This window comes from Streptomyces sp. CB02009 (assembly GCF_001905825.1).
GTDB lineage: Bacteria > Actinomycetota > Actinomycetes > Streptomycetales > Streptomycetaceae > Streptomyces.
Map to the genome: position 1 here is coordinate 1,066,219 of NZ_LIVV01000001.1, position 24,683 is coordinate 1,090,901.

23 protein-coding genes are annotated in these 24,683 nt (G+C 72.4%); 20 read left to right on the forward strand and 3 right to left on the reverse strand.

Translation table 11 applies throughout. The annotated features are described in order from the left end of the window. The first annotated feature begins 112 nt into the window (after positions 1 to 112). The 5 genes from AMK27_RS04730 to AMK27_RS04750 all read left to right on the forward strand — a co-directional run bounded on the left by AMK27_RS04730 (position 113) and on the right by AMK27_RS04750 (position 6,377). Positions 113 to 1,786 carry a glycoside hydrolase family 13 protein gene (locus AMK27_RS04730; RefSeq protein ID WP_073902719.1) on the forward strand — a complete coding sequence of 558 codons (1,674 nt, stop codon included), beginning with the start codon at positions 113 to 115 and terminating at the stop codon, positions 1,784 to 1,786. 107 nt (positions 1,787 to 1,893) lie between these two features. Next, positions 1,894 to 3,225 (forward strand): ABC transporter substrate-binding protein, encoded by a 1,332-nt coding sequence (locus AMK27_RS04735; protein WP_073902720.1) that lies wholly within the window; start codon positions 1,894 to 1,896, stop codon positions 3,223 to 3,225. Positions 3,226 to 3,237: 12 nt separating this feature from the next. After that, on the forward strand, positions 3,238 to 4,566 hold the full coding sequence (locus AMK27_RS04740) for an ABC transporter permease (RefSeq protein ID WP_073902721.1): 1,329 nt from the start codon (positions 3,238 to 3,240) through the stop codon (positions 4,564 to 4,566). Beyond that, positions 4,563 to 5,429, forward strand: coding sequence for a carbohydrate ABC transporter permease (locus AMK27_RS04745; protein WP_073902722.1), 867 nt, complete (start codon positions 4,563 to 4,565; stop codon positions 5,427 to 5,429). Before AMK27_RS04740 ends, AMK27_RS04745 begins: the two co-directional genes overlap by 4 nt. A 165-nt stretch (positions 5,430 to 5,594) precedes the next feature. Then, a complete protein-coding gene (locus AMK27_RS04750) occupies positions 5,595 to 6,377 on the forward strand; it encodes an SAM-dependent methyltransferase (protein WP_073902723.1) in 783 nt (260 codons plus the stop codon). A gap of 80 nt (positions 6,378 to 6,457) precedes the next feature. Here the strand turns inward: AMK27_RS04750 and AMK27_RS04755 are convergent, their stop codons facing one another. Then, positions 6,458 to 7,123, reverse strand: a complete 666-nt coding sequence (locus AMK27_RS04755) for a TetR/AcrR family transcriptional regulator (RefSeq protein ID WP_073902724.1) — start codon at positions 7,121 to 7,123, stop codon at positions 6,458 to 6,460. Positions 7,124 to 7,193: 70 nt separating this feature from the next. Here AMK27_RS04755 and AMK27_RS04760 point away from each other — a divergent pair, with 70 nt between their 5' ends. The 11 genes from AMK27_RS04760 (at position 7,194) to AMK27_RS04810 (ending at position 20,002) form a co-directional block, all read left to right on the forward strand. Then, positions 7,194 to 7,724, forward strand: a complete 531-nt coding sequence (locus AMK27_RS04760) for a GNAT family N-acetyltransferase (protein ID WP_073902725.1) — start codon at positions 7,194 to 7,196, stop codon at positions 7,722 to 7,724. Positions 7,725 to 7,926: 202 nt separating this feature from the next. Further along, complete coding sequence (locus AMK27_RS04765; RefSeq protein WP_241847300.1) at positions 7,927 to 10,272, forward strand: collagenase; 2,346 nt, start codon at positions 7,927 to 7,929, stop codon at positions 10,270 to 10,272. A 166-nt stretch (positions 10,273 to 10,438) separates the two neighbouring features. Further along, complete coding sequence (locus tag AMK27_RS04770) at positions 10,439 to 11,362, forward strand: proline racemase family protein (protein WP_073903953.1); 924 nt, start codon at positions 10,439 to 10,441, stop codon at positions 11,360 to 11,362. Next, positions 11,359 to 12,294 (forward strand): ornithine cyclodeaminase family protein, encoded by a 936-nt coding sequence (locus AMK27_RS04775; RefSeq protein ID WP_073902727.1) that lies wholly within the window; start codon positions 11,359 to 11,361, stop codon positions 12,292 to 12,294. The genes AMK27_RS04770 and AMK27_RS04775 overlap by 4 nt, the downstream gene beginning before the upstream one ends. Before the next feature lie 123 nt (positions 12,295 to 12,417). Continuing rightward, positions 12,418 to 13,575 carry an NAD(P)/FAD-dependent oxidoreductase gene (locus tag AMK27_RS04780; RefSeq protein WP_073902728.1) on the forward strand — a complete coding sequence of 386 codons (1,158 nt, stop codon included), beginning with the start codon at positions 12,418 to 12,420 and terminating at the stop codon, positions 13,573 to 13,575. A 32-nt stretch (positions 13,576 to 13,607) separates the two neighbouring features. Continuing rightward, complete coding sequence (locus AMK27_RS04785; protein ID WP_073902729.1) at positions 13,608 to 13,922, forward strand: (2Fe-2S)-binding protein; 315 nt, start codon at positions 13,608 to 13,610, stop codon at positions 13,920 to 13,922. Next, positions 13,903 to 15,417 (forward strand): FAD/NAD(P)-dependent oxidoreductase, encoded by a 1,515-nt coding sequence (locus tag AMK27_RS04790; RefSeq protein ID WP_073902730.1) that lies wholly within the window; start codon positions 13,903 to 13,905, stop codon positions 15,415 to 15,417. The genes AMK27_RS04785 and AMK27_RS04790 overlap by 20 nt, the downstream gene beginning before the upstream one ends. A gap of 82 nt (positions 15,418 to 15,499) precedes the next feature. Next, a complete protein-coding gene (locus tag AMK27_RS04795) occupies positions 15,500 to 16,408 on the forward strand; it encodes a dihydrodipicolinate synthase family protein (protein WP_073902731.1) in 909 nt (302 codons plus the stop codon). A 45-nt stretch (positions 16,409 to 16,453) separates the two neighbouring features. After that, the gene (locus tag AMK27_RS04800; protein ID WP_073902732.1) at positions 16,454 to 17,458 is read left to right on the forward strand and encodes a proline racemase family protein; all 1,005 of its coding nucleotides are present in this window, start codon (positions 16,454 to 16,456) and stop codon (positions 17,456 to 17,458) included. Then, positions 17,455 to 18,840: an aldehyde dehydrogenase family protein gene (locus AMK27_RS04805; RefSeq protein ID WP_107425472.1), complete on the forward strand. Its 1,386-nt coding sequence runs from the start codon at positions 17,455 to 17,457 to the stop codon at positions 18,838 to 18,840. Before AMK27_RS04800 ends, AMK27_RS04805 begins: the two co-directional genes overlap by 4 nt. Positions 18,841 to 19,024: 184 nt before the next feature. Continuing rightward, positions 19,025 to 20,002 (forward strand): GNAT family N-acetyltransferase, encoded by a 978-nt coding sequence (locus AMK27_RS04810; RefSeq protein WP_073902733.1) that lies wholly within the window; start codon positions 19,025 to 19,027, stop codon positions 20,000 to 20,002. A 45-nt stretch (positions 20,003 to 20,047) separates the two neighbouring features. On the opposite strand, the gene AMK27_RS04815 is transcribed toward AMK27_RS04810, so the two are convergent. Continuing rightward, a complete protein-coding gene (locus AMK27_RS04815; RefSeq protein WP_073902734.1) occupies positions 20,048 to 20,437 on the reverse strand; it encodes a VOC family protein in 390 nt (129 codons plus the stop codon). Positions 20,438 to 20,617: 180 nt separating this feature from the next. Here AMK27_RS04815 and AMK27_RS04820 point away from each other — a divergent pair, with 180 nt between their 5' ends. The 3 genes from AMK27_RS04820 to AMK27_RS04830 all read left to right on the forward strand — a co-directional run bounded on the left by AMK27_RS04820 (position 20,618) and on the right by AMK27_RS04830 (position 22,717). Further along, complete coding sequence (locus AMK27_RS04820; protein ID WP_073902735.1) at positions 20,618 to 21,109, forward strand: DUF2975 domain-containing protein; 492 nt, start codon at positions 20,618 to 20,620, stop codon at positions 21,107 to 21,109. Further along, positions 21,109 to 21,342: a helix-turn-helix domain-containing protein gene (locus AMK27_RS04825; RefSeq protein ID WP_073902736.1), complete on the forward strand. Its 234-nt coding sequence runs from the start codon at positions 21,109 to 21,111 to the stop codon at positions 21,340 to 21,342. The genes AMK27_RS04820 and AMK27_RS04825 overlap by 1 nt, the downstream gene beginning before the upstream one ends. 331 nt (positions 21,343 to 21,673) lie before the next feature. Beyond that, complete coding sequence (locus tag AMK27_RS04830; RefSeq protein WP_073902737.1) at positions 21,674 to 22,717, forward strand: PP2C family protein-serine/threonine phosphatase; 1,044 nt, start codon at positions 21,674 to 21,676, stop codon at positions 22,715 to 22,717. Positions 22,718 to 22,782: 65 nt separating this feature from the next. Here AMK27_RS04830 and AMK27_RS04835 read toward each other — a convergent pair whose 3' ends face one another. Beyond that, positions 22,783 to 23,265, reverse strand: coding sequence for a DUF427 domain-containing protein (locus AMK27_RS04835; RefSeq protein ID WP_198955793.1), 483 nt, complete (start codon positions 23,263 to 23,265; stop codon positions 22,783 to 22,785). 441 nt (positions 23,266 to 23,706) lie between these two features. On the opposite strand from AMK27_RS04835, the gene AMK27_RS04840 reads away from it, so the two are divergent. Beyond that, positions 23,707 to 24,501: an SGNH/GDSL hydrolase family protein gene (locus tag AMK27_RS04840; RefSeq protein WP_073902739.1), complete on the forward strand. Its 795-nt coding sequence runs from the start codon at positions 23,707 to 23,709 to the stop codon at positions 24,499 to 24,501. The last annotated feature ends 182 nt before the right edge of the window (positions 24,502 to 24,683 follow it).

A 24,683-nucleotide genomic window follows, 5' to 3' on the forward strand; every position in this document is an offset into this window, starting at 1 on the left:
GCCAGTTCTGCAGCATCGTTGACACGGCCTCGTCATTGCTACTTAACATGAATGCATAGCAGAGGCCCCCCACCGGGTGCTCCCGCCTTCACTGCAGACAGGTCGACGCGAGATGCTCAGCACGCTTGCGGCCCATGCCGGCCGCTCTCCCCGCGCCCACGCCACCGCCCCCTGGTGGCGGGACGCGGTGATCTACCAGGTCTACGTCCGCAGCTTCCTCGACAGCACCGGGGACGGCGTCGGAGACCTGGCCGGCGTCCGCGCCGGCCTTCCCTACCTGAGGAAGCTCGGCGTCGACGGCATATGGCTGAGCCCGTTCTACCCCTCTCCGCAGCACGACCACGGCTACGACGTCGCGGACTACCAGGACGTCGACCCCGTGTACGGCGACCTCGCCGAGTTCGAACGCCTGGTGGCCCAGGCCCATCGCCTCGGCCTCAAGCTGCTGATCGACATCGTTCCCAACCACTGCTCGGCCGAGCACCGGTGGTTCCGCGAGGCCCTGGCCTCAGGACCCGGGAGCCGCGCCCGGTCACGGTTCCACTTCGCACCGGGCCGCGGACCGAACGGCGACGAGCCGCCGAACAACTGGCACGCCATGTTCGGCGGTCCCGCCTGGACCCGCGTCACGGAACCGGACGGCACTCCCGGCGAGTGGTACCTCCACCTCTTCACCCCGGAACAACCGGACCTCAACTGGCGCGACCCGCGCGTGGGCGAGCACTTCGAGCAGGTGCTGCGCTTCTGGCTGGACCGCGGCGTGGACGGCTTCCGCATCGACGTCGCCGCCGGCCTCTACAAGGACCCCGCTCTCCCCGACTCGGACGACCCGACGGCGGACGAGCGCACCCGCGACTCGGTCAACCCCCTGGCGTGGAACCAGCCCGAGGTCCACGACGTGTGGCGCCGCTGGCGCGCCGTGTGCGAGGAGTACACCGCGCGCGACGGCATCGAGCGCCTGCTCGTGGGCGAGGTGTCGGTGCCGACCGCACGTGAACACGCCCTGTACGTACGGCCGGACGAGCTGCACCAGGCGTTCTTCTTCGACCTGCTCAGCGCTCCCTGGGACGCCGCCGCCTTCCGCGCCGTCATCGACGAGGCCCTCCGCGACATCGCCGGCACGGGCTCGACGGTCACCTGGGTCCTCAACAACCACGACCAGGTCCGCACCGTCACCCGGTACGCGGGCGGCCCCGGCGCCGAACACGTCGGCGCCGCACGGGCCCGCGCCGCGGCGCTCCTCATGCTCGCGCTCCCGGGCGCCGCCTACGTCTACCAGGGTGAGGAACTCGGACTGCCCGAGGTGCTCGACCTGCCGGACGACGTGCTGACCGACCCCATCTTCCGCCGTACGGGAAGCCGCGCCAGGATCCGGGACGGCTGCCGCGTCCCGCTTCCCTGGTCGGGCCAGGCGTCCCCCTTCGGCTTCAGCGACGGCGCGGCCGGGGTGCGCACCTGGCTGCCGCAGCCGGAGTGGTTCGCCGAGTACGCCACCGACCGCGCCCTCGCCGACACCCGGTCGTTCTGGCACCTCTACCGCGAAGGGCTCCAACTGCGGCGAGTGCTGCCCCAGTTGGGCGAGGGGCCGCTGCGCTGGCTGGAGGCGCCGCCCCAGGTCCTCGCGATGGTTCGTGGCGACGGACTGGTCTGTGCCGTGAACTTCGGCACCGAGACGGTCCCCGCCCCGGTGCCCGGTGCGCCGCTGCTCGCCAGCGGACCCTGCCCGGCCGGTGAACTCCCCGGGGCGACGGCCGCCTGGTGGTCCACCGACACCCCCGACTCCTGACACCCCCGACTCCCGAACACCTCCGACTCCCTACACCCCTGACTCCCGACCCGCGCCACTCCGCACCGCACCGCCCCGTCCCGCTCCCGAAGGAAGGATGGACCGTCATGAGACGATCCGCCGCGACAACCGTCCGTACCGCCGGCAGTGTCTCCGTCGTGCTGGCCCTGGCGCTCACCGTCACCGCCTGCGGCGGAGACGCCGAACCCGCCGCCGACGGCGAACTCAGCGGAAAGACCGTCACCGTCGCCGGTGTCTGGACCGGCAGCGAGCAGAAGAACTTCAAGAAGGTGCTCGACGCCTTCAGCGAGAAGACCGGCGCCAAGACCGTGTTCGTGCCCTCCGGCGACAACGTCTCCACCTTCGTCGGCAGCAAGATCGAGGGCGGCAACGCCCCCGACGTGGTGCTCGTCCCGCAGGTCGGCGTGCTCCAGCAGTTCGCCAAGGCGGGCTGGCTCCGGCCGCTGTCCGAGAAGACCGCGGGGACCGCCACCGCGGGCCTGGCGCCCGTCTGGAAGAACTACGGAACGGTCGACGGGAAGTACTACGGCCTCTACTTCAAGGCCGCCCACAAATCCACCATCTGGTACGCCCCCGAGGCGCTGTCCCAGGCCGGGGTGAACGAGCCCAAGAGCTGGGACGAGCTCCTGACGGCGGGACGGACGCTCGCCGACTCCGGGCGGCCCGCCTTCGCGGTCGCCGGTGAGGACGGCTGGACGCTGACCGACTGGTTCGAGAACGTCTACCTCTCCCAGGCCGGACCGGAGAAGTACGACCAGCTCGCCCAGCACAAGATCAAGTGGACGGACGAGAGCGTCGTCACGGCCCTGTCGACGCTCGCCGTGGTCTTCAAGGACAAGCAACTCGTGGCCGGCGGAGCCCAGGGGGCCCTGCAGACCGACTTCCCCGGCTCCGTCGAGAAGGTCTTCGGGCCGGAGCCCGAGGCCGGCATGGTCTACGAGGGCGACTTCGTCGGCGGTGTCGCCAAGGACGAGTTCGGCAAGAAGCCCGGCGAGGACGCCAAGTTCTTCCCGTTCCCCGCGGTCGGCGCGGGCGCCCCGCCCGTGGTCAGCGGCGGGGACGCCGCGGTGGTCCTCAAGGACGCCAAGAACGCCGAGGCCGGTATGAAGCTCGTCGAGTTCCTCGCCACACCGGAGGCGGCCGAGGTCTGGGCCGGGGCCGGCGGCTTCCTCTCCCCGAACAAGAACGTCAAGCCCGAGGCCTACGGCGACGCCACCACACGCGCCACGGCCGCGTCCCTCGTCGCCGCCGGAGACTCGGTCCGCTTCGACATGTCCGACCAGGCCCCCGCGGCCTTCGGCGGCACCAAGGGCGCCGGCGAGTGGAAGATCCTCCAGGACTTCCTGCGCGACCCCTCGAATCCGAAGGGGACCGCGGCGGCTCTGGAGGCCGCGGCGGCCAAGGCGTACGGGAACTGAGGCCGCCGGGTCATGGCCGACACCCCGAAGGCACGCGCCGCGGCGAACCCGCGGCGCCGTGCCCTGCGCAGGAGGCGCCTCCTCGGCGCGCTCTTCGTCCTCCCGGCCCTGCTGCTCCTGGGAGCACTGGTCGTCTACCCGGTCGTGTACTCCGTCGGGCGCAGTCTCTTCGACGCGAGCGGCGACCGCTTCGTGGGCGCCGGGAACTACCTGGAGATGTTCCAGGACCCGGCGACGCGGAAGGCCCTCCGCAACAGTGTGATCTGGGTGGTCGTCGCACCCGTGCTCCTCACCGGGCTCGGACTCGTCCTCGCCGTCCTCACCGAGAAGGTGCGGTGGGCCACCGCGTTCAAGCTCGTCCTGTTCCTCCCCATGGCCGTGTCCTTCCTCGCCGCGGGCATCATCTTCCGCCTCGCCTACGACCAGAACCCCGACCGGGGCGTGCTCAACGCGGCGGTCGTCGGCGTCCACGACGCGTTCGTCGAACCGTCCCCGTACCCGACGGCACGGGCTCGTGAGGGCAAGGGCCTCGACGGCAGCCCGGGCGAGGGCTACACGACCGCCGAGGTCCGTCCCGGAGGAGGCGTCGCCCTGCCCTTCGTCGGCGTCGCCCCCCAGGCCGTGCCACCGCGGGCGGCACCCGCGCGGACGCCGGAGCCGGCGGCGGGAAGCCTGGCGGGAGCCGTCTACCTGGACTTCACCCCCGGAACGGGCGGCCGGCAGGGCCAGATCGACGCCAAGGAGAAGGGCCTTCCCGGCGTGACGGTCGAGGTGCTGCGCGGAGGCACGGTCGTCGGATCCACGGAGACCGGTGACGACGGCTCGTTCCGCTTCGCCGACCTCGGCGACGAGGCCTACACGCTGCGGATCCCCGCTTCCAACTTCGCCGCCGGCTACACCGGCGTCGACTGGCTCGGACCCGGCCTGGTCACCGCGGCCATCATCGGCGCGTACCTGTGGGTCTGGACCGGATTCTCGATGGTCCTGATCGGCGCGGGACTCGCGGCCATCCCGCGCGACGCCCTGGAGGCGGCCCGCGTGGACGGAGCGACCGAGGGCCAGATCTTCCGCAGGATCACCGTTCCGCTGCTCGCCCCCGTACTCACCGTCGTCTTCGTGACGCTCGTCATCAACGTCATGAAGGTGTTCGACCTCGTCTACATCATCGCTCCGGGACCCGTACAGGAGGACGCCAACGTCCTGGCCACCCGCATGTGGCTGGTCTCCTTCGGCGGCGGCAACGACCAGGGCCTCGGCAGCGCGCTCAGCGTGCTGCTCCTCGCCCTCGTCGTACCGGCGATGATCTTCAACATCCGGCGCTTCCGGAAGGGCGGATCATGAGCGGCCACACCGGAACGAGCAGTCGGACCGGGCCGACCCGATGGCTGGGCAGCACCGTGGCCCAGGCGTTCCTGGTCCTCGTCGCCCTGGTCTGGATCACCCCGCTCGCGGGGCTCTTCCTCTCCTCGCTGCGTTCGGAGCAGGACAACGCCTCGGACGGCTGGTGGACGTCGCTCGTCGACCCCGCCCAGCTCTCGGTCGACAACTACCGCGCCCTCTTCGAGGACTCCGGTCTCGTCTCGGCCTTCTGGAACACGGTCCTGATCTCGGTCCCGACGACGGTGCTCGTCGTCGGCATCGCGGCCCTCGCGGGCTACGCCTTCGCCTGGCTGAGCTTCCCGGGCCGGGACGCGGTGTTCCTCGTGGTCGTCGGCCTGCTCGTGGTGCCGGTCCAGATCGGCCTGCTGCCGGTGGCCAAACTCTTCGGCGCGGTCGGCCTCTTCGGCACGGTCGCCGGAGTGATCCTCTTCCACGTGGCGTACGGTCTCCCGTTCGCCGTCTTCCTGCTGCGGAACTACTTCGCGGAGATCCCGAAGGAGATGCTGGAGGCGGCACGCCTGGACGGCGGCAGCGAGTGGCGGATCTTCCTGCGGCTGGTCCTGCCGCTCGGCCGGCCCGCCGTCGCCAGCCTGGCGATCTTCCAATTCCTCTGGGTGTGGAACGACATGCTCGTGGCTCTGCTCTTCGCCGACAGCGAGTCGCAGCCGCTGACCGTGGCGCTCCAGTCCCAGATGAGGCAGTTCGGCAGCAACATCGGCGTCCTGGCGCCGGGTGCCTTCCTGTCGCTCGTCGTCCCGCTGGTCGTGTTCTTCGCCTTCCAGAAGCACTTCGTCCAGGGCGTGATGGCCGGCTCGGTGAAGTAGCGAGGACGAGGCCTCGGCCCGGGCGGTGGGGGAGTCCCGCTGCCCGGGCCGGGCAGCGGCGTGCCGGTCGGCACCTGGTCGCCGGGCTCCCGCCGACGTGAACACTGGGGGTCAAGGACCCATCTGAGCACGGTAGTTGCTGGAGTGCCGCGATAGGTTGACGGGGTGACCGACATCGAATCGCGCATCGACACCTCCCGGCCCCACACGGCCCGGATCTGGAACTACTGGACCGGCGGCAAGGACAACTACCCCGTCGACCGGGAGGCCGGCGACCGGATCCGGAAGCTGCACCCCGGGATCGGTGCGTACGCGAAGGCGGACCGGCTGTTCCTGGGGCGGGCGGTCCGGCACCTGGCCGAGCACGAGGGCATCCGGCAGTTCCTGGACATCGGGACGGGGCTGCCGAGCGCCGACAACACACACGAGGTCGCCCAGAGCGTCACACCCGACGCGCGGGTCGTGTACGTCGACAACGACCCGCTCGTGCTCGCGCACGCCCGCGCTCTGCTGGTCGGGACGCCCGAGGGCCGCACCGACTACCTGGACGCCGACCTCCGGGACGTCGACACGATCCTGACCGCCGCGGCGAAGACGCTCGACCTCGCGCAGCCGGTCGCCCTGATGCTGCTCGGGGTGGTCATCTTCGTCGAGGACGACGAGGAGTCGTACGCGATCGTCCGCAGGCTCATGGACGCGCTGGCGCCCGGCAGCCACCTCGTCCTGTCCCACACGGTCACGCACCCCGACATGGCGGACGTCGACGCCGCGGTGGCGTTCTGGAACGAGCACGGCACGCCCCGGCTCACCCAGCGGACCCCTGCCGCCGTCGCGCGCTACTTCGACGGCCTGGAGCTCCTCGAACCCGGAGTGGTGTCCTGCTCGGCGTGGCGGCCGGAGACCGCGACTCCGGACGTCGCGATGTACGCGGGCGTCGGACGGAAGTGAAGGGCGGGCGTCGGACGGGGATGACCGCAGGCGCCGGACGGAGGTGAACGCGGGCGGGCGCCTGCTCGATCCCGCGACCGTCAGCCGGCTTCGTCTTCCGCGTGCAGCAGGGTCAGTTGGTGCTCGACGGCCGCGGTGAGCCGCTGCTCGTCGTCCGTGGCCAGGAGGTCGAGCAAGGCGCCCCGCAGCAGGGCGAGAGCGAGGGTGCGGCGGGTGGCGCCGGCTTCGCTGTCCCTCTCCGAGGGCGGTTGGACGGCTGCCAGGACGCGCAGCCAGTCGTCGACCGTCGCTCGGGCGAAACCTGCCCAGGCCCCGTCGGGCTGCACGACGGAGCGTGTGTACGCCTCGGCCCAGAGGCGCAGCAGCGGGCGGTGCTCCTTCGCGGCGAGCCAGGTCCAGAGGCGTCGGACGGCGGGGACGAGCCCCGGGGGCTGACCGGACTGATCGGGCGGACCGGGCTGACCGGAGTGACCGGGCTGACCGGACGGATCGGATGCATCAGGCCGAACGGGTGCGCCGGCCCGGTCCAGGAGCGCCAGTTCGTCGGCACGCGCGCGCGTGAGCAGCGCGCGGAGGAGGCCGTCCTTGCTTCCGAAGAGGAAGAGCAGGACCCGTGGGCTGGAGCCGATGGCCTCGGCCAGCGGGCGCAGGGACAGGTCGGTCAGGCCGTGGGTGAGCGCGTACCGGTACGCGGCTTCCAGCAGCTCGTTCTGTCGGGCGGAGGGGTTTGGCGCTTCCTGGGGCATGCGGTTAGCCTAGCTGAAACAAGTGTTTCAGTGGCGCGGTGGAACGATCGCGGGGCCGGGAGAGCAGCTCATGTCGCAGCAGGATCAGAAGCAGGTCGTGGTGCGCCGCGCCGACCGTCCCGGCGACCTGGGGTGGGTGATCATGGCGCACGGGGAGTCGTACCACCGGCAGTTCGGCTGGAACACCGACTTCGAGGTGCTGGTCGCCGGGATCGTCGCCGACTACGGCGCCCGGCACGACCCGGCCCGCGAGGCGGGCTGGATCGCCGAGGTCGACGGCCGCCGCGTGGGTTGCGTCTTCCTCGTCGCGGGGGACCGGCCGGGGGTGGCCAAGCTGCGGATCCTGCTCGTCACCCCGGACGGCAGGGGGCTCGGCCTCGGTACGCGGCTGGTCGAGGAGTGCCTCGGCTTCGCCCGCGGGGCGGGCTACGCGCAGGTGACGTTGTGGACCAACGACGTGCTGGGGGCGGCGCGCAGGATCTACCAGGGGTTCGGCTTCACCCTCGCCGACGAGGAGCGCCATCACAGCTACGGCCACGATCTCGTCGGCCAGAACTGGACTCTCGACCTGCGCGCCGGCGGAGTGGACGCCGCGCACTGACCTGCGGCCCCGGGCGGCCATGGCGTACCGAGGTCGAACTCATGGCCGCACAGGGGTTGTCAGTGCAATTTCACATTACTATGTTACACCGCACACGGTTCGATGAACGTCCGTCAAACACCGTGCGCACCACAACAGTTCTCGTCATCCCCAATGACGTTCCCCCACCACTCATGGAGTTCTGTTGTCCATCCACAGACGTGTGCGTTCGTCTCTGCTGACCTCCGCCGTCGCGGTGACCCTCCTGGCCTCCTCGGGCCAGGCCGGAGCCACCGCGGCCGACACGGACGCCCGCGCCACCGCGCTCCCCGCCGCGTCGACCGGCGCCCCGGCCCCGCGGGCCGAGCACGGAGCCAACCCGTTCGACGAGGTGGAGCGCCTCGCCACCGCTCCCCGCAAGACCTTCGGGCCCGCCCCCGCCCCCGGCAGCCTCGCCGCCGGCCGAGTCCCCGGCCGGGCCCCGGTCGCCGCCACCGCCGCGCGAACCGCCCTCTCCGCCGCGGGCATGACGACCGCCGCCGGCGTCCCCTGCACGCTCGACGGGATCACCGGGCTCGGCCCCGAGCAGTTCGCCGACTTCCTCGCCGACCCCGCGGTCCTCGCCGACGGCTGTCTGCGCGGGCTCATCTGGACCTGGGACGCCCGGCTCACGCCCGTCATGTCCGACGCCCACGTCCAGGCCGTCGCCCGCCGCATATCCGGCCTGGCCGCCGCCCACGACGGCCGCAACTCCTCCCACCTGGAGGAGATGTTCACCTACCTGCACGCCGTCGCGTACCACGACTACTCCCGCGACGAGATCGACACCACCGACGCGCCCACCGTGAACGCCGTCCGCCAGGCCGTCGCCGACTTCGGCAACGCGGCCCGCACCTTCGACGTCACGAAGAACAACGCCCTCACCCTGCGCGAGGCCCTCTACGCGGCCAGCGCCCCCGGACTCCGGCAGCACCAGCTCGGCCTGATCAAGCGGGTCCTCGCCACCATGGACCCCTCGCACACCGCCACCCACCTCGACCCGTCCTGGGCGGGGGCCGCGCTCGCCGCTCTCTCCGTCAACTACCTCGGCGTCTACCCGGGCAACCAGGACGCCGCCTTCCAGGCCGCGGCCGCCGCCGACCCGGCGTACCGCGCCGTCTTCAAGGCCTTCGCCGGCTACGGCCACCTGAAGGGCACCGCCAACGACTGGGTCGCCCGCGACGCCCTCGGCGAGTACGGCCGCTTCGGCGAGATCCCGAGCCTGCGGTCGGAGACCACCGCCGGACTCGGCGGCCTGCTCGGCCAGACCGTCACCACCTTCGGCCGCGGCAGCCAGCAGTGGGCCAAGGTCGTCTCCTGGCTCAACTACTTCGACGCGTGCCGGCCGTACGGCGTCTGCAAGGCCGACATCGAAGCTCAGATCTTCCCGTACACGTACACCTACGACAACGGCGCGATCAAGGTCCGCACGGGGCTCGACCGGGCCACCGTCGACCAGCTCTACTACGCGAGCAAGCAGGTCAAGGCGCAGTTTCACCGGGTGGTCGGAACCGAGCAGCCGCTCGCCGGCGACCCCAACACCACCCTCACCATCGTCCTGTACGGCTCGCGGGCCGACTACGAGAACTACCACCCCATCCTCACCGGGATGGACACCAACAACGGCGGCATCTACATCGAGCGCGGCGCCACCTTCTACACGTACCAGCGCCGTGTCCCGCAGGACTCGTCGCTGACGCTCGAAGAGCTCTTCCGCCACGAGTACACCCACTACCTCAACGGCCGCTACGCCGTCCCCGGCTTCTTCGGCGAGGGCCCCTGGTACCAGGGCGACCGCACCACCTTCATGGACGAGGGCACCGCCGAGTTCTTCGACGGCGCCACCCGCAGCGACGGCATCAAGGTCCGCAAGTCCCTGGTCCGCGGCATCATCAACGACACAGCGGGCGGCGGCCCCCGGATGAACCTCCGGCAGATCCTCAACGCCACCTACGACGGCGACGGCTTCCGCTTCTACAACTACGCGGGAACGTTCTTCGAGTTCCTCTGGAACGAGAAGCCCTCCCTGATCCGGGAGATGTACACCCACCTGCGGAACAACGACGTCGCGGCGTACGACGCCTGGCGTGTCCGCCTCGGCGCCGACACGGGCCTCCAGAACGACTACAACCGCTTCCTCGACACCCAGATCGCCCAGGTCGACACGCTGTACGTCCCCCACACCACGTTCACCCCCAACGCCCAGCTGCGCGACGCGGCCCTGGCCACGGTGAAGTCCACCTTCGCCACCGCCACCTACAACACCCCCGACTGCGTCGAGAACGGCGAGCCGGGCAAGCGCCGCTTCGTCTGCACCGGCCGGATCACGGCCAACCTGTCCAACGCGGCCAGCGCGGACCAGAACTTCAAGGACATGTCCGAGACGGTCGACTACTTCATCCTCGACCGCGCCGGCGCCGCCTCCAACAACCTGGCCGACATGAACTGCTCCTTCGGACCGATCGACATCTGGTCCACCAGGGTCGCCGGCACGGCCGGCTTCAGCTGTGAGGGCCCCCTCCGCAGCTGACCCGCCCCGGCCCGCCCCCGGGCCGTCCAGTCCGGGCCGGTCCCTCCCCGCGGAGGGACCGGCCCGGCGCACATCCCGACATCCCCTTCCGGAGGCCGTACTTCGTGAGCACCACCCCGCACACGGTCCGCACCACCGACTACACACCGCCGGCGAACCCTTCCGCATCGTCGACGAGGACCTGCCCCCGATCCCCGGCGACACCGTCGCCGAGCGCCGGGCCACCGCCCTCACGACCGGCGGCTCCGGGACGGACCCGCGCCCCGGCCCCCTCGACGACCTGCGCCGCCTCCTGTCCCGTGAGCCACGCGGCCACGCGGGCATGTACGGCGGCTTCGTCGTGCCGCCCGACGACGACGGCGCCCACTTCGGCGTGCTGTTCTGGCACAAGGACGGCTACTCCACCGCCTGCGGCCACGGCACGATGGCCCTCGGCGCCTGGGCCGTCGACACGGGACGCGTCCCCGCCCCCGACGACGGCGACATCCCCGTACGGATCGACGTGCCCTCCGGCCGGGTCACCGCCACCGTGCACCGCGCGGACGGCCGCACCACCGGCGTCACCTTCCGTAACGTCCCCACCCGTGTCGTCGCCCGCGCCGTGAAGATCGGCACCACGTTCGGCACCGTCGACGCCGACCTCGCCGACTCCGGCGCCCTCTACGTCTCCGTCGCCGCCCGCGACCTCGGCCTCGACGTCTCCGTCCGCGCCCTGCCCGAACTCGTCCGCGCCGGACGGGAGATCCGCGCCGCGCTCCCCGGACACGACGTGTACGGCGTCATCCTGTACGAGGAGCTCCCCGACACCCCCGAAGGACTCCACCAGGGCAACGTCACCGTCTTCGCCGACGGGCAGATCGACCGCTCACCCTGCGGCTCGGGCACCTCCGCACGCCTCGCCCTGCTCGGCGACGACGGACGCCTCGCCACCGGGGACACCCTCCGGCACGAGTCCGTCGTCGGCACCGTGTTCACCGGACGCCTCCTGCCGGCGGGAATCACCGAGGTCGGCGGAACCACCCACCGCACCGGTACCCACGCCTTCGTCCTCGACCCGGACGACGACCTGGGAGCGGGGTTCCTCCTGTGAGCCCGCCCCGCTTCCTCGACGCCGCCACGATGGCCCGCCTCATGGGTCCCGCAGCGGTGACCGACGTCCTCGCCGACGTCCTGCGGGCCGGACTCGACCCCGACGCAGGACCCCCGCGCACGGCCGTGTCCGTCGACGCCGGTGAACTCCTCCTGATGCCGGCGGCCTTCGGCTCCTTCGCCGGTGTCAAGGTCGCCGGAGTCGCCCCCGGCAATCCGGCGCGCGGCCTGCCCCGCATCACCGGCTCCTACCTCCTGCTCGACGGCGCCGACCTCCGGCCGCTCGCCCTCCTCGACGGAGCCGCGCTCACCGAGCTGCGCACGCCGGCCGTCTCCGCCCTCGCCGTCCGCTCCCTCACCCCGGCCGAGCGGCCCCTGCGCCTCGTGCTCTTCGGGGCGGGCCCCCAGGCGTACGGCCACCTGGAGGCCGTCCTCGCCGTCCGCGAGGTCGCCGAGGCGGTGGTCGTCGCGCGCGCCTCGGTCGGCGGGCGCGCCCTCGCGGGGTACGCGCGGACCCTCGGCGTCCTCGCCAGCACCGGCACGCCCGACGAGGTCGCCGGCGCCGACCTCGTGGTCTGCTGCACCACGGCCAGGGAACCGCTCTTCGACGGAACCCTGGTGGCACCCGGCGCCACCGTCGTCGCCGTCGGCTCGCACGAGCCGACGGCCCGCGAGACCGACACGGCGCTCGTGGTCAGGTCCGAGGTCCACGTCGAGGCGCGGACCGCGGCGCTGCGCGAGGCGGGCGACCTGCTCGTCCCGATCGCCGAAGGGGCGATCGGGCCCGACCACATCGCCGGCGACCTCGCCGATCTGGTGACCGGTCGCGCGGAACGGGCGGCCGGGCGCCCGCGCCTCTTCAAGAGCGTGGGCATGGCCTGGGAGGATCTCGCCGTCGCCACCGCCCTCTACGAGGCGGCCTGTTCGTCCTGAGGCCACCGGCGCCCCGGTCCCGCGCGCACGCGGGACCGGGGCGTTCGCGTGGACGACCGGAGATGTCCCGGCGATCTCGGCGAAGGTCTTGGCAGTGACTGTGCAATGTGAAATATTACTGCCGTGCCCACGAGAGAAACCTCGGACGTCATCGTCATCGGCGCCGGCGTGGTCGGCGCGGCCTGCGCCCACTACGCGGCCCTCGCCGGCCTCTCCGTCACCGTCGTCGACCGAGGCCATGTCGCCGGCGGCACGACCGGAGCGGGCGAGGGCAACCTCCTGGTCTCCGACAAGGAACCCGGGCCCGAACTCGAACTCGCCCTCCTCTCCACCGCGCTGTGGACCGAACTCGCCGACAGGCTTCCGCCCGCCGTCGAGTACGAGGCCAAGGGCGGCCTGGTCGTCGCCTCCGGCGAGACGGGACTGCGCGCGCTGCGGGAGTTCGCGGCCCGCCAGGAGAAGGCGGGAGTCGTCGCGCACGAGGTGCCCGGTGACCGGCTCCACGACCTGGAGCCCCACCTCGCGCCGGGCCTCACCGGCGGCTTCCACTACCCCCAGGACGCCCAGGTGATGCCCGCCCACGCCGCCGCCCAGCTCCTCCGGGCCGCCGGCGACCGGGTCCGCCTCGCGCCGGGCGAGGAGGTCACCGGCCTCCTCACCGGCGCGGGCGGAGCGGTCCGCGGAGTGCGGACCGCCACCCGCGAACTCCACGCCCCCTACGTCGTGAACGCCGCGGGCACCTGGGGCGGCGCCGTCGCCGACCTCGCCGGCGTCCACCTGCCCGTCCTGCCCCGCCGCGGCTTCGTCCTCGTCACCGAACCCCTGCCGCGCGTCGTCCGCCACAAGGTGTACGCCGCCGACTACGTGGCCGACGTCGCCAGCGGCTCCGCCGCGCTCCAGACCTCGACCGTCGTCGAGGGCACCCCCGCCGGACCCGTCCTCATCGGCGCCAGCCGCGAGCGCGTCGGCTTCGACCGCACCCTCTCCACCGAGGTCCTGCGCCGCCTCGCCGCCGGAGCCACCGGGCTGTTCCCCGTCCTCGGCACCGTACGGGCGATCCGCACCTACCCCGGCTTCCGCCCCTACCTGCCCGACCACCTGCCCGCCATCGGACCCGACCCGCGCGTCCCCGGCCTGCTGCACGCCTGCGGCCACGAGGGCGCGGGAATCGGCCTGGCACCGGTGACGGGACAGATCATCGCCGCCGCCGTCACCGGCGCCGAACCTCCCCTCGACCTCCACCCGTTCCGCCCCGAGCGCTTCGACGCCACCGCACCCTGAGGCGCGCACCCACCGTCACGAGAGGAGGGCCCGTGGCCCGCACCCCCATCGACCTCGTCGGGGCCCGACCCGATCCGCCGTTCGAGATCACCTTCGACGGCCGGCCCCTCCCCGCCCTGCCGGGCCAGACCCTCGCCGCCGCCCTGTGGGGCGCGGGCATCCTGGCCTGGCGCACCACGCGGGACGGCGGCCGCCCGCGCGGCGCGTTCTGCGGCATCGGCCAGTGCTACGACTGCCTCGCCACCGTCAACGGCGAGCCCAACCGCCGCGCCTGCCTGGTCGAGGCCCGACCCGGCGACGCGATCACCACCCAGGAGGGCCACGGCCATGACCGCCTCGGCGTCTGAACCCGACGACACGGCCGGCCCTGGCCGGCCGACGGGTGAGCCGTACGACCTGGTCGTCGTCGGTGCGGGCCCCGCAGGGCTCGCAGGAGCCGTCGCCGCCGGCGAACTCGGCCTCTCCGTCGCCCTGCTGGACTCCTCGACCCGGCCCGGCGGACAGTTCTACCGGCACCCCGCACCCGCCCTCGGAGCCCGCCGGCCCGAGGCCCTCCACCACGACTGGGCCGCCTTCGCCGACCTGCGCCGGCGCCTGGACGGGAGTGGCGCCGACCACCTGACCGGACATCATGTGTGGTCCGTCGTCCAGGAGAACGACGGCACATGGGCGGCCCACGCCCTCGCCGGCACGGACGGAAGCGCGGACGCGCCCGTCCGGATCCGGGCCCGCGCCCTGCTCCTCGCCACCGGCGCCTACGAGCGCCACCTGCCCTTTCCCGGCTGGACCCTGCCCGGTGTGGTGGGCGCGGGAGGAGCGCAGGCCATGCTCAAGTCCGGGCTCGTCCTGCCCGGCCGCAGCGTCGTCGTGGCCGGCAGCGGCCCGCTGCTCCTCGCCGTCGCCTCGTCCCTGGCCGCGGCCGGTGCGCGGGTGCCCGCGGTGGTCGAGGCGGCGGGGTACCTGCGGTACGCGCGCTCTCCCCGGGCGCTCGTCACCAACCCGCGCAAGGCGGTCGAGGCCCTCGTCCACACGGCCGCCCTGGCCCGCCACCGGGTGCCCGTACGGCTGCGCAGCGCGGTGACCGAGGTGCACGGAACCGACCGGGTGGAGGCCGTCACGGTGACCCGCCTCGACCGCGCATGGCGGCCCGTACGGGGGACGGGCCGCCGGATCGCCTGCGACGCCCTCGCCGTCGGCCATGGCCTCGTGCCCCAGATCGAGCTGGCCGTGGCGGTCGGCTGCGCCACCCGGTCGCTGCCCGACGGCACCCTGGGCCTGGCCCTGGACGACCTCCAGGAGAGCTCGGTGCCCGGCCTGTGGGCCGCGGGCGAGACCGGAGGCGTCGGCGGCGCCGAACTCGCCAGGACCGAGGGCGAGACGGCGGGCCGGGCGATCGCCGCGCGACTCCTCGGCCACCCTGCCCGCGCCGGTGCGACCGCCGGACTCCGGCGGCGCCGGGACCGCATGCGCGCCTTCGCCGACGTCATGGCGGCCGCGCACGCCCCCGGCCCCGGCTGGACCGGCTGGCTGACCGACGACACGGACGTGTGCCGCTGCGAGGAGGTCCCCGCGGGCAGGGTCCGCGAGGCGGTCGCCGAGTTGGGCGCCCGTGACGCCCGGACCGTCAAACTCCTCACCCGGGCCGGCATGGGCTGGTGCCAGGGCCGGATGTGCGGGACGGCCGTGGCGTGCCTCGCAGCCGCCGGAGGAACCCCCGAACCGCCCGCCGAACGGCGCCCGTTCGCCGTCCCCGTCCCACTGTCGACACTGGCCGCGCTCGACGGTCCGCCGTCGGACCCGACGCCCGCGCCGGACGCCGCGACGGACCCGGCCGCCTCGTGAGCCGTCGCACCCGTCCTCCTCGCACCATCGCACCACCGCCCCACCTGTCGTACCCCGCACACCCCACCGAAAGGTCGCCGAGATGAACACCACCGCCTGGACCACCGAACGCCCCTGGCGCGGCATCATGGTCGCCACCACCCTGCCCTTCAAGGACGACCTCTCCGTCGACTACGACGCCTACGCCGAGCACGTCGCCTGGCTGATCGCCAACGGCTGCGACGGCGTCGTCCCGAACGGCTCCCTCGGCGAGTACCAGACCCTCACCGCCGACGAGCGCGCCCGGGTCGTCCGTACCGCCGTCGAGGCCGCGGGCGACGGTGCCAGGGTCATGCCGGGCGTCGCCGCCTACGGCAGCGCCGAGTCCCGCCGCTGGGCCGAACAGGCCGCCGAGGCCGGCTGCGGATCGGTCCTGCTGCTGCCGCCCAACGCCTACCGCGCCGACGAGCGCTCCGTCATCGCCCACTACGCGGACGTGGCCGGGGTCGGCATCCCGGTCGTCGCGTACAACAATCCCATCGACACCAAGGTCGACCTCGTCCCGAGCCTGCTGGCGAAGCTGCACGCCGACGGCAGCATCGTCGCCGTGAAGGAGTTCAGCGGCGACGTCCGCAGGGGGTACGAGATCGCCGAACTCGCCCCGGAACTCGACCTGCTGATCGGCGCGGACGACGTCCTCCTGGAACTGGCCACGGCCGGTGCGGTCGGCTGGATCGCCGGCTACCCCAACGCCCTGCCGGCGAGCTGCGTCGAGCTGTACCGGGCCGCCGTGGCGGGCGACCTGGCGACCGCCCGGCCGCTCTACGCCTCGCTGCACTCCCTGCTCCGCTGGGACTCCAAGGTCGAGTTCGTCCAGTGCATCAAGCTGTCCATGGACATCGCCGGGCGCACCGGCGGCCCCACCCGCCCCCCGCGCCTCCCGCTCACCGGGGCGACCGAGACCGCCGTGCGGACCGCCACCGAGAAGGCCGTCGCCGAGGGTCACCGCTGACCGGACCGCCCAAGGACCCACCGACCGGACCGAAAGGAACTCCGCGTGCGTACGCGTCATGTCTTCCACGCCGTCGACTCCCACACCGAGGGCATGCCCACCCGGGTCATCACCGGAGGCGTCGGCGTGATCCCCGGGGCCACCATGGCCGAGCGCAGGCTCCACTTCATCGAGCACCTCGACCACCTCAGGACCCTCCTCATGTTCGAGCCGCGCGGCCACGCGGCCATGAGCGGCGCCGTCCTCCAGCCGCCCACCCGCCCCGACGCCGACTACGGCGTCCTCTACATCGAGGTGTCGGGCCTCCTGCCGATGTGCGGCCACGGCACCATCGGCGTCGCCACCGTCCTCGTCGAGACCGGCATGGTGCCGGTCGTCGAACCCGTCACCACGGTCCGCCTGGACACCCCGGCCGGTCTCGTCTCCGTCGACGTCCAGGTGGAGGACGGCGCGGCGAAGTCCGCCACCTTCACCAACGTGCCCGCCTTCAGCGTGGGCCTGGACCGCGCGGTGGACGTCCCCGGACTCGGCAAGGTCACCTACGACCTCGCCTTCGGCGGAAACTTCTACGCCTTCGTCGACCTCGACGACCTCGGACTGCCCTTCGACCGCGACCGCAAGGACGACCTCCTCGCCGCCGGACTCTCGATCATGGACGCGATCAACGCCTCCCCGGACCGCCCCGTGCACCCCACCCGGCCCGAGATCGCCGGACTCAAGCACGTCTACCTCACGGCCCCCGGCTCCGACGCCACGCACTCGCGCCACGCGATGGCCATCCACCCGGGCTGGTTCGACCGCTCCCCGTGCGGCACCGGGACCAGCGCGCGCATGGCCCAGCTCCACGCCCGGGGCGAACTCCCGCTCGGCCGCGACTTCGTCAACGAGTCCTTCATCGGCACCCGGTTCACCGGCCGCCTCACCGCCGGTACGGAGGTCGGCGGCCTGCCCGCCGTCGTCCCCACCGTCACCGGCCGCGCCTGGATCACCGGCACCGCGCAGTACTTCCTCGACCCGGACGACCCCTTCCCCGGAGGCTTCCTCCTGTGATCACCGACGTGACCACCCTCGTCTCGCGCAACCCGGCCGACCCGACCGACGTGCTCGTCAGCCTCCCGGCCCCCGGCGCCTTCGCGGCCGCCGACGCCGTCGAGCGGGCCCGCGCCGCCCAGCCCGGCTGGCTGCGCGCCGGAGCCGCCGCCCGCTCGGCCGCGCTCGGCGCCGTCGCCGCGGCCCTGGAGGCCGCGTCCGACGAACTCGCCGCCCTCGCCGTACGCGAGGTCGGCAAGCCCTTCACCGAGGCCAGGGCCGAGATCGCGCGCACCGTCGCGATCTGGCGCTACTACGCCCAGGCACCCTTCGAGCCCACCGGCTCCGTCCACGAGACCGCGGCAGGCCCCGGACTGCTCCTCGACCGGCGCCGCCCCCACGGCGTGGCCGGCCTCGTCACACCCTGGAACTTCCCCTTCGCGATTCCGAGCTGGAAGGCGGCCCCGGCCCTCGCGGTCGGCAACACGGTCGTCCTCAAACCGGCCCCCGAAGCCACCGCGTGCGCCCTGCGACTCGCGGAGATCGTCCGACAGGCCCTGCCGGACCGCGTGTTCACCGTCCTGCCGGGCGGTCCCACCGAGGGCAACGCCCTCGTCTCCGCGGCCGACATCGTCTCCTTCACCGGCTCCACGCCCGTGGGCAGGGCCGTCGTCCACGCGGCGACGGCCCGGGGCGTCCCCGTCCAGGCCGAGATGGGCGGCCTGAACGCGGCGATCGTCCTGCCCGACGCGGACATCGGGCAGGCGGCGGCCCACATCGCCGCCGCCGTCGCCGGGTTCGCGGGCCAGAAGTGCACCGCCACCAGCCGGATCGTCGCGGTCGGGGCCGCCCTGGACCCGCTGCGCGAAGCCCTCTCCGAGGCCTTCCGGGCCGTCCGGGTCGGCGACCCCGCCGATCCGGAGACCGTGTGCGGGCCGCTCGTCCACGAGAGCGCACGCGCGCGCGTGGTCGAGGCCTGGCAGGGACTCCCCGTCCTCGCCGGCGCCACCGTGCCCACGACACCCGGCTGGTACGCGGCCCCGACCCTGGTCGAGAAGGTCCCGCCGGGGCACCGACTGCTCGACGAGGAGGTCTTCGGACCCGTCGCCGCGCTGCTCCCCGCCGACGACCTCGCCCACGCGGTACGGATCACCAACTCCGTGCCGTACGGCCTCGTCACCTCGGTCCACACGGCCGACCTCGACGCGGCCCTCTACGGACTCGACCTCGTCGACACCGGCATGATCCGGATCAACGCCCCTTCCACGGGCGTCGACTTCCACCTGCCGTTCGGCGGGGCCAAGCAGTCGGGTCACGGCCCCCGCGAACAGGGCAGGGCGGCCCTCGCGTTCTACACGTCCTCCCGCACGTACACCCTGGCACCCGCCGGCGCGGCGACGTGACGTCGTACGGAGGTGACGCGGAGCGAACCGAAGGGATCACCACCTCCACCGGGGACGCCGGGGGCGCGGAGACGTGCATGACCCGTCACCTGGGCCACGTCCGCTCCCGCTGGGCCAGGAGCGGCGGACCGGCCGAACGGTAACGTACCGAACGCTTGTCACGTACCGAGGGAGCGAGGCTCACATGTTCACTCTGGCCATCGGCGACCAGGCCCGGCTGCGCCCTCTTGAGCCCTGGCAGGCTCCGGAGTTCCTTGCCCACATCGACCGGGCGCGGGACGCCGTGGACCCGTGGATCCCGTGGGCGACGTTCAGCACGGACCTGCCGTCCGCCAGGGCGACCCTCCAGCGGTACGCCGACCGGCTGGCCGCCGACAACGGCGGGATCTTCGGCATCTGGCTGGACGGCACGCTGGTCGGCGGCGTCATGTTCACCCGCTTCGACAGCGCCTCCGGCGTCTGCGAGATCGGCTGCTGGCTGGAGAAGGCGGGGGAGGGGCGGGGCCTGGTGAACCGGGCCTGCCGGATCCTGATCGACTGGGCGTTCACCGAGCGGGGGATGAGCCGGGTCGAGTGGTGGGTCGCGGCGCACAACGCCCGCAGCATCGGGGCCGCCCGCAGGCTCGGCATGACGCGCGACGGTGTGCTGCGGCGGCATTCGCCGTACCGGGGGGTGAGGCACGACATCGAGGTCTGGTCGGTCCTGGCCGAGGAGTGGCCGGCTGCCGGAGAGGGGTCCGCGTCCGGCGTCCAGGCCGAACTCGACCGGCTGATGGGCGTGTTCATGGGCGCCTTCACCAACACCGGAGGCAGGCGCCCCGACCTCGACGTGATCCGCGAGGTGTTCATCCCGCAGGGGAGGATCATCGCCAACGTCGGGGACGAGCCGGTGATCTACGATCTCGACGCGTTCATCGAGCCTCGTCAGAGGATGCTGACCGACGGCACCCTGACGGAGTTCTCCGAGGAGGAGGTCTCCGCGCGTACCGAGATCTTCGGATCGATCGCCCACCGCTTCAGTGCGTACCGCAGCTCCGGCTACCGCGAGGGCGAGTGGTTCGAGGCCTCCGGCCACAAGACCACCCAGTACCTCCTGACTCCGGCGGGCTGGAGGATGTCCTCGCTGGCCTGGGACGACGCGCCCGCCGCTGTCACCGGGTGAATCGCGGACGCGGGTGTGGCCGAGGGCCGCGCGGGGCGCGGCGCTCTACGCGGGCAGCCCGCCGTACGGCACGGTGATCAGCTCCATGAAATGACCCGCGGGGTCGACGAAGTACACGCCGCGGCCGCCGTCCTGGTGGTTGATCGCGTCGGGCTGCTTCCGGTGCGGGTCGGCGTAGTGCTCGACACCGCGCTCCCTGAGCCGCGTGTACGCCGCCTCGAACTCCTCCTCGGAGACCAGGAAGGCGTAGTGCTGGGGGGTGATCCGATCCGCGGGGATCGTGGCGAAGTCCAGGGTGACGCGGTTGCTCAGATCGACCGCGATGAACGGCCCCCACTCGCTGGTGATCTCAAGACCCAGCAGGTCCGCGAAGAACTCCGCGGATTCCCGGTTGTCCCGGGCGTGGACGATCGTGTGGTTCAACTCGACTGACAAGGAATGCCTCCGAGGGCATCTCCCGACACCTCCATGCCTCACCCGGTCGGTGACCGGCACGCGATGTCGCCATAGACGTTAGCCGCTGCTGTCGACGTACGCATGCCTCCCGGATCCCCGCCTTGCTCGACCTATCGAGATTCGATAGCTTTCGGTCGTAAGTCGATGCAAGGAGGGGTCATGGGCAAGCTGGCGGTGGGCGCATTGCGCGCCGTACTCGCGGTGGTGTTCGCCGGCACCGTGCTGGTGCAGGTGCTGATGGTGTGGGTGCTGATCAGTGGGAGTGACCCGGAGGACGGCTCGCTCCCGCTGACCCCGCTGCGGGTGATCGTGGCCCTGGGGATGGTGGTGGCGCAGGTCGCCCTGGTCTGCGTGTGGCGGTTGGTGGCCATGGTGCGCCGCGGGACGGTGTTCTCCCTCGCCGCCTTCCGCTACGTGGACGGCGTGATCGGCGCGATCGTCGCGGCCGCCGTCCTGTGGTTCGCGGTGACGGCCATCAACGCGCCGGGCCAACGGGACGACCCGGGCGTCACCGTCATCATGGGCGGGATCGGCGTGGCCATCCTGGGGATCGCGCTCATCGTGCTCGTGCTGCGCATGCTGCTCGTCCAGACCGTCGACCGCGACGTCGAGGCGGCGCGGATGCAGGCCGAGCTGGACGAGGTCATCTGATGCCGATCGTCGTCGACATCGACGTGATGCTGGCCCGGCGGAAGATGTCCGTGGGTGAGCTCGCCGGCCGGGTGGGGATCACGCCCGCCAACCTCGCGGTGCTCAAGAACGGCCGTGCCAAGGCCGTGCGGTTCGCGACGCTCGCCGCGCTCTGCGAGGTGCTCGCATGCCAGCCGGGCGACCTGCTGCGCTGGGAGGCCGAGGAGGCCGAAGGCGTCGGCGGGGTCGAGTAGGCCGGGGAGGTCGACGGGGCCGGTGGGGCCGACAGCGCCGAGGAAGCCGGCGGCGCTGTCGGAAAGGAATCCGCTGACGCGTAGCGAGCAAGGTGGTCCGGGCAGGCATCCGGGCGCGGCTCGCCCGTCTCGCTCCGTCGAAGCGCGTGACCTGCGGTGATGCCGCCCGGGCCCGGTGCCCGCTACGCACCGGGCCCGCCCTCGGGCCTCGCTACCCTCGGTGACCGACTCTACTCTCTGGGCGCTTTGTCCCTCTTATGTGGATATTCTGTCCGGTGTGATCGAGTCTGGACAGCTACGGCTTCGTTTTCGCCGGCGCTATGGCCCAGGGATGTTCGTACGGCTCTCGCCGGTCTTCCTGACCGTCGTGATCGCCGCACTGGCCTACAACACTCCGCCGGAGATGGCCTTCAGCCGACTCCTGCCGGCCGCACCGGCCCTGGCCGCCGCCATGTGGCCGGTGCTCCCCACTGTCCTGCTCGGCACGGTCTGCCTGGTGCTGATGATCGGCCTCAGCCTCGTCTTCCCCGACCTCGGAACATGGTGGACGGCCGCGGGGATCATCGCCGTCACCGTCGCCGCCGCGTACGGAAGCCATGTCCGGCTCCAGCGGGAACGCACCCTCCTGCAGGTACGGCTCGTCGCCGACGCGGCACAGCAGGTGGTGCTCAGCCCGATGCCGCGCCGCTTCAGGAACGTCGAGATCGAGTCGCTGTACCTCGCGGCCGCGGCCGAGGCACGTATCGGTGGAGACTTCTATGAGGCCGTCGACACCCCGTACGGCGTCAGGCTGCTCATCGGTGACGTCCGCGGCAAGGGCCTGCCGGCGGTCGGGGCGGCCGCGGCGATCGTCAACGCCTTCCGGGAAGCCGCCTACAGCGAGGCGGACATGGTCGACATCGCCCGCAGGCTCGACGCCACCTGCACCCGGTACAACGGAGCCTTTCCCCCCGAGGGGACGATGGAGCGCTTCGCCACCGCGCTGCTCGTCGAGATCCCGGACGCCGGCGGGCGGATCGACGTCCTCAACTGCGGACACCCGCCGCCGCTGATCCTGAACCGCGCGAACCTGCGCGTCGTCGAGTCGCGGACCCCGTCACCCCTGCTCAGCCTCGCCGACCTGCTGGGCGACCACTACAACGTGGACACCTGCGCCTTCGCCCCCGGCGACCTGCTGCTCCTCTACACCGACGGCATCGCCGAGGCCCGCGACCGGCGCGGCGAGTTCTTCCCCCTGGCGGCCTGGACGCGCCGCCAGTCGCTGACGCCGCCCCGCGAGCTCCTCAAGGCGCTGCACCGCGATCTTCTCCGGTACACCCAGGGGAGCCTCGACGACGACATCGCCGCCCTCGCCGTACGCCTGAGCGAGCGCTGAGAGGCGCACGACGCCCTGGCGGCGGCGGGGGAGGAGCCGCCCGACACCCTGCTCCGGATCGTCCCTCACCAGCCCCAGGTGCCCGGGCCGCCCTTGAACGGGCCCTCGATCTCGCGCGTGATCCACCCGCCGTAGAAGTCGCCCTCCTGGGCGGTCACCGACTCCCCGTCGACGGTGCAGCGGACCAGGGACGGGTAGAAGGCGAGGCACCCCCGGATGGCTTCGTACGGGCCGAGCGGCCGTTCGTAGCTCCAGGCCGCCCTCGGGACTACGCCCCCGTCGACGACGAGGTCCCAGTAGGACGCCGCGCCCTTCCACTCGCAGTGGCTCTTGCCCGCCCCGGGGCGGAGGAGTTCCATGCGGACATCCTGGCGGGGCAGGTAGAAGACCGGGGGATGGGTCGTTTCGAGGACCCGGAGGCTCGCGCGCGTGTCCGCCACCACCTCGGAACCCAGGGTGACGGTCACCCGGCGGCCGTCCGGCACCACCGAGGGGGGCCGCGGGTAGTCCCACACGGACTCCATCGCACGGCCTGGCACCTCGCTCATGGAGCTTCCTTCCCGTGGCGCTGCTCTTGTTCGACCATTCGCCCCCGCTCCGGCTCGCGGATGCGGTCCGGCCCTACAACTGCCGTCTGCCGGGGCGGCGCGGCCAGGGCCGTCGGGCGGCCGAGGTGCAGAGTGGGAGCGCTCTCTCCCATGGTTTACCGCGAGGCGGTCCGGCGGGGGAGGGGGCGGCCCGTCAGGAACCCGCCCGCGTGGAATCCCCCTCGGCGTGCCGCCGGTTGACCCTGCGGCCGGAGCGCACCCCCTGGGTCGCGCCGCGCCGCGCCCGTGGCGCAAACGGGACGAGTCTACGCGCGGAGAATTAAACATCAGTCCAAAGCGGACGACATCCGTCCCGAGGGCTACCAGCCGGTATCGCCGCCTGCTAGAAGTGTCGCGTTCAACCAACCCACCTCCCCCGCTTCGGATTTGAGGCTGATCGCCATGCTCTGGCGAAGAATCGCGCTGTCCGCGTCCACCGTCCTCGCCATGGCCGCCGCGGCCCTCGGAGCCGCCCCGCCGGCCACCGCCGCAGGCCACCGCTACGTGGCCGTCGGAGACTCGTACTCCTCCGGCGTGGGGGCCGGAAACTACCTCTCGGACAGTGGCGACTGCCGTCGCAGCACCAACGCCTACCCCCGCCTGTGGGCAGCGGCCAACTCCCCCTCCTCCTTCTCCTTCACCGCGTGCTCCGGCGCGACCACCGGTTCCGTCCGCAGCGGGCAGCTCGGCCCTCTCGACGCGTCCACGACCCTCGTCAGCGTCACGGCGGGCGGCAACGACGTCGGGTTCGCCGACGTCATGCAGACCTGCGTGCTCAACAGCGAGGCCACCTGCGTCGCGGCCGTCGACGCCGCCGTCGTGAAGATGAACAGCACGCTGCCCGGCGGCCTCTCCGCCCTCTACGGGGACATCCACAGCCGCGCACCGCAGGCGCACGTGGTGGTGCTCGGCTACCCCCGGTTCTACAAGCTGGCCGGAAGCTGCATCGCCGGACTCAGCGAGACCGAGCGGGCGGCCATCAACCGCGGTTCCGACACCCTCAACGGCGTGCTGGCGAAGCAGGCGGCGAACGCGGGCTTCACGTTCTCCAGCGTCGTCGACGAGTTCACGGGCCACGAGATCTGCTCCGCGGACTCCTGGCTGCACAGCCTGTCCGTCCCCGTGTACAACTCGTACCACCCGAAGGCCGCCGGCCAGTCGGGCGGCTACCTGCCCGCCTTCCGCTCGGCCGTCTGACCCGTCCCACCGCCCACGAGGCCCACGAGGCCCACGAGGCCCACGAGGCCCACGAGGGGATCGGACCGGCCGCCAGGCGGCCGGTCCGATCCCGCGTCACACCGGCGGTCCGGACCGGGCTGGGAGCAGCGCGCGGTTCGGAACGGGCTCCGAGCAGCGCACGGTCCGCGGGCACCGGGACA

Excerpts from the sequence above, each read along its gene's own strand:
- AMK27_RS04730 (WP_073902719.1), top strand. The coding sequence starts at position 113 with ATGCTCAGCACGCTTGCGGCCCATGCCGGCCGCTCTCCCCGCGCCCAC.
- AMK27_RS04835 (WP_198955793.1), bottom strand. The coding sequence starts at position 23,265 with ATGAGCGAGGTGCCAGGCCGTGCGATGGAGTCCGTGTGGGACTACCCG.
- AMK27_RS04790 (WP_073902730.1), top strand. The coding sequence starts at position 13,903 with ATGACCGCCTCGGCGTCTGAACCCGACGACACGGCCGGCCCTGGCCGG.
- AMK27_RS04740 (WP_073902721.1), top strand. The coding sequence starts at position 3,238 with ATGGCCGACACCCCGAAGGCACGCGCCGCGGCGAACCCGCGGCGCCGT.
- AMK27_RS04745 (WP_073902722.1), top strand. The coding sequence starts at position 4,563 with ATGAGCGGCCACACCGGAACGAGCAGTCGGACCGGGCCGACCCGATGG.
- AMK27_RS04825 (WP_073902736.1), top strand. The coding sequence starts at position 21,109 with ATGCCGATCGTCGTCGACATCGACGTGATGCTGGCCCGGCGGAAGATG.
- AMK27_RS04840 (WP_073902739.1), top strand. The coding sequence starts at position 23,707 with ATGCTCTGGCGAAGAATCGCGCTGTCCGCGTCCACCGTCCTCGCCATG.
- AMK27_RS04820 (WP_073902735.1), top strand. The coding sequence starts at position 20,618 with ATGGGCAAGCTGGCGGTGGGCGCATTGCGCGCCGTACTCGCGGTGGTG.
- AMK27_RS04760 (WP_073902725.1), top strand. The coding sequence starts at position 7,194 with ATGTCGCAGCAGGATCAGAAGCAGGTCGTGGTGCGCCGCGCCGACCGT.
- AMK27_RS04735 (WP_073902720.1), top strand. The coding sequence starts at position 1,894 with ATGAGACGATCCGCCGCGACAACCGTCCGTACCGCCGGCAGTGTCTCC.
- AMK27_RS04755 (WP_073902724.1), bottom strand. The coding sequence starts at position 7,123 with ATGCCCCAGGAAGCGCCAAACCCCTCCGCCCGACAGAACGAGCTGCTG.
- AMK27_RS04810 (WP_073902733.1), top strand. The coding sequence starts at position 19,025 with ATGTTCACTCTGGCCATCGGCGACCAGGCCCGGCTGCGCCCTCTTGAG.
- AMK27_RS04795 (WP_073902731.1), top strand. The coding sequence starts at position 15,500 with ATGAACACCACCGCCTGGACCACCGAACGCCCCTGGCGCGGCATCATG.
- AMK27_RS04830 (WP_073902737.1), top strand. The coding sequence starts at position 21,674 with ATGTTCGTACGGCTCTCGCCGGTCTTCCTGACCGTCGTGATCGCCGCA.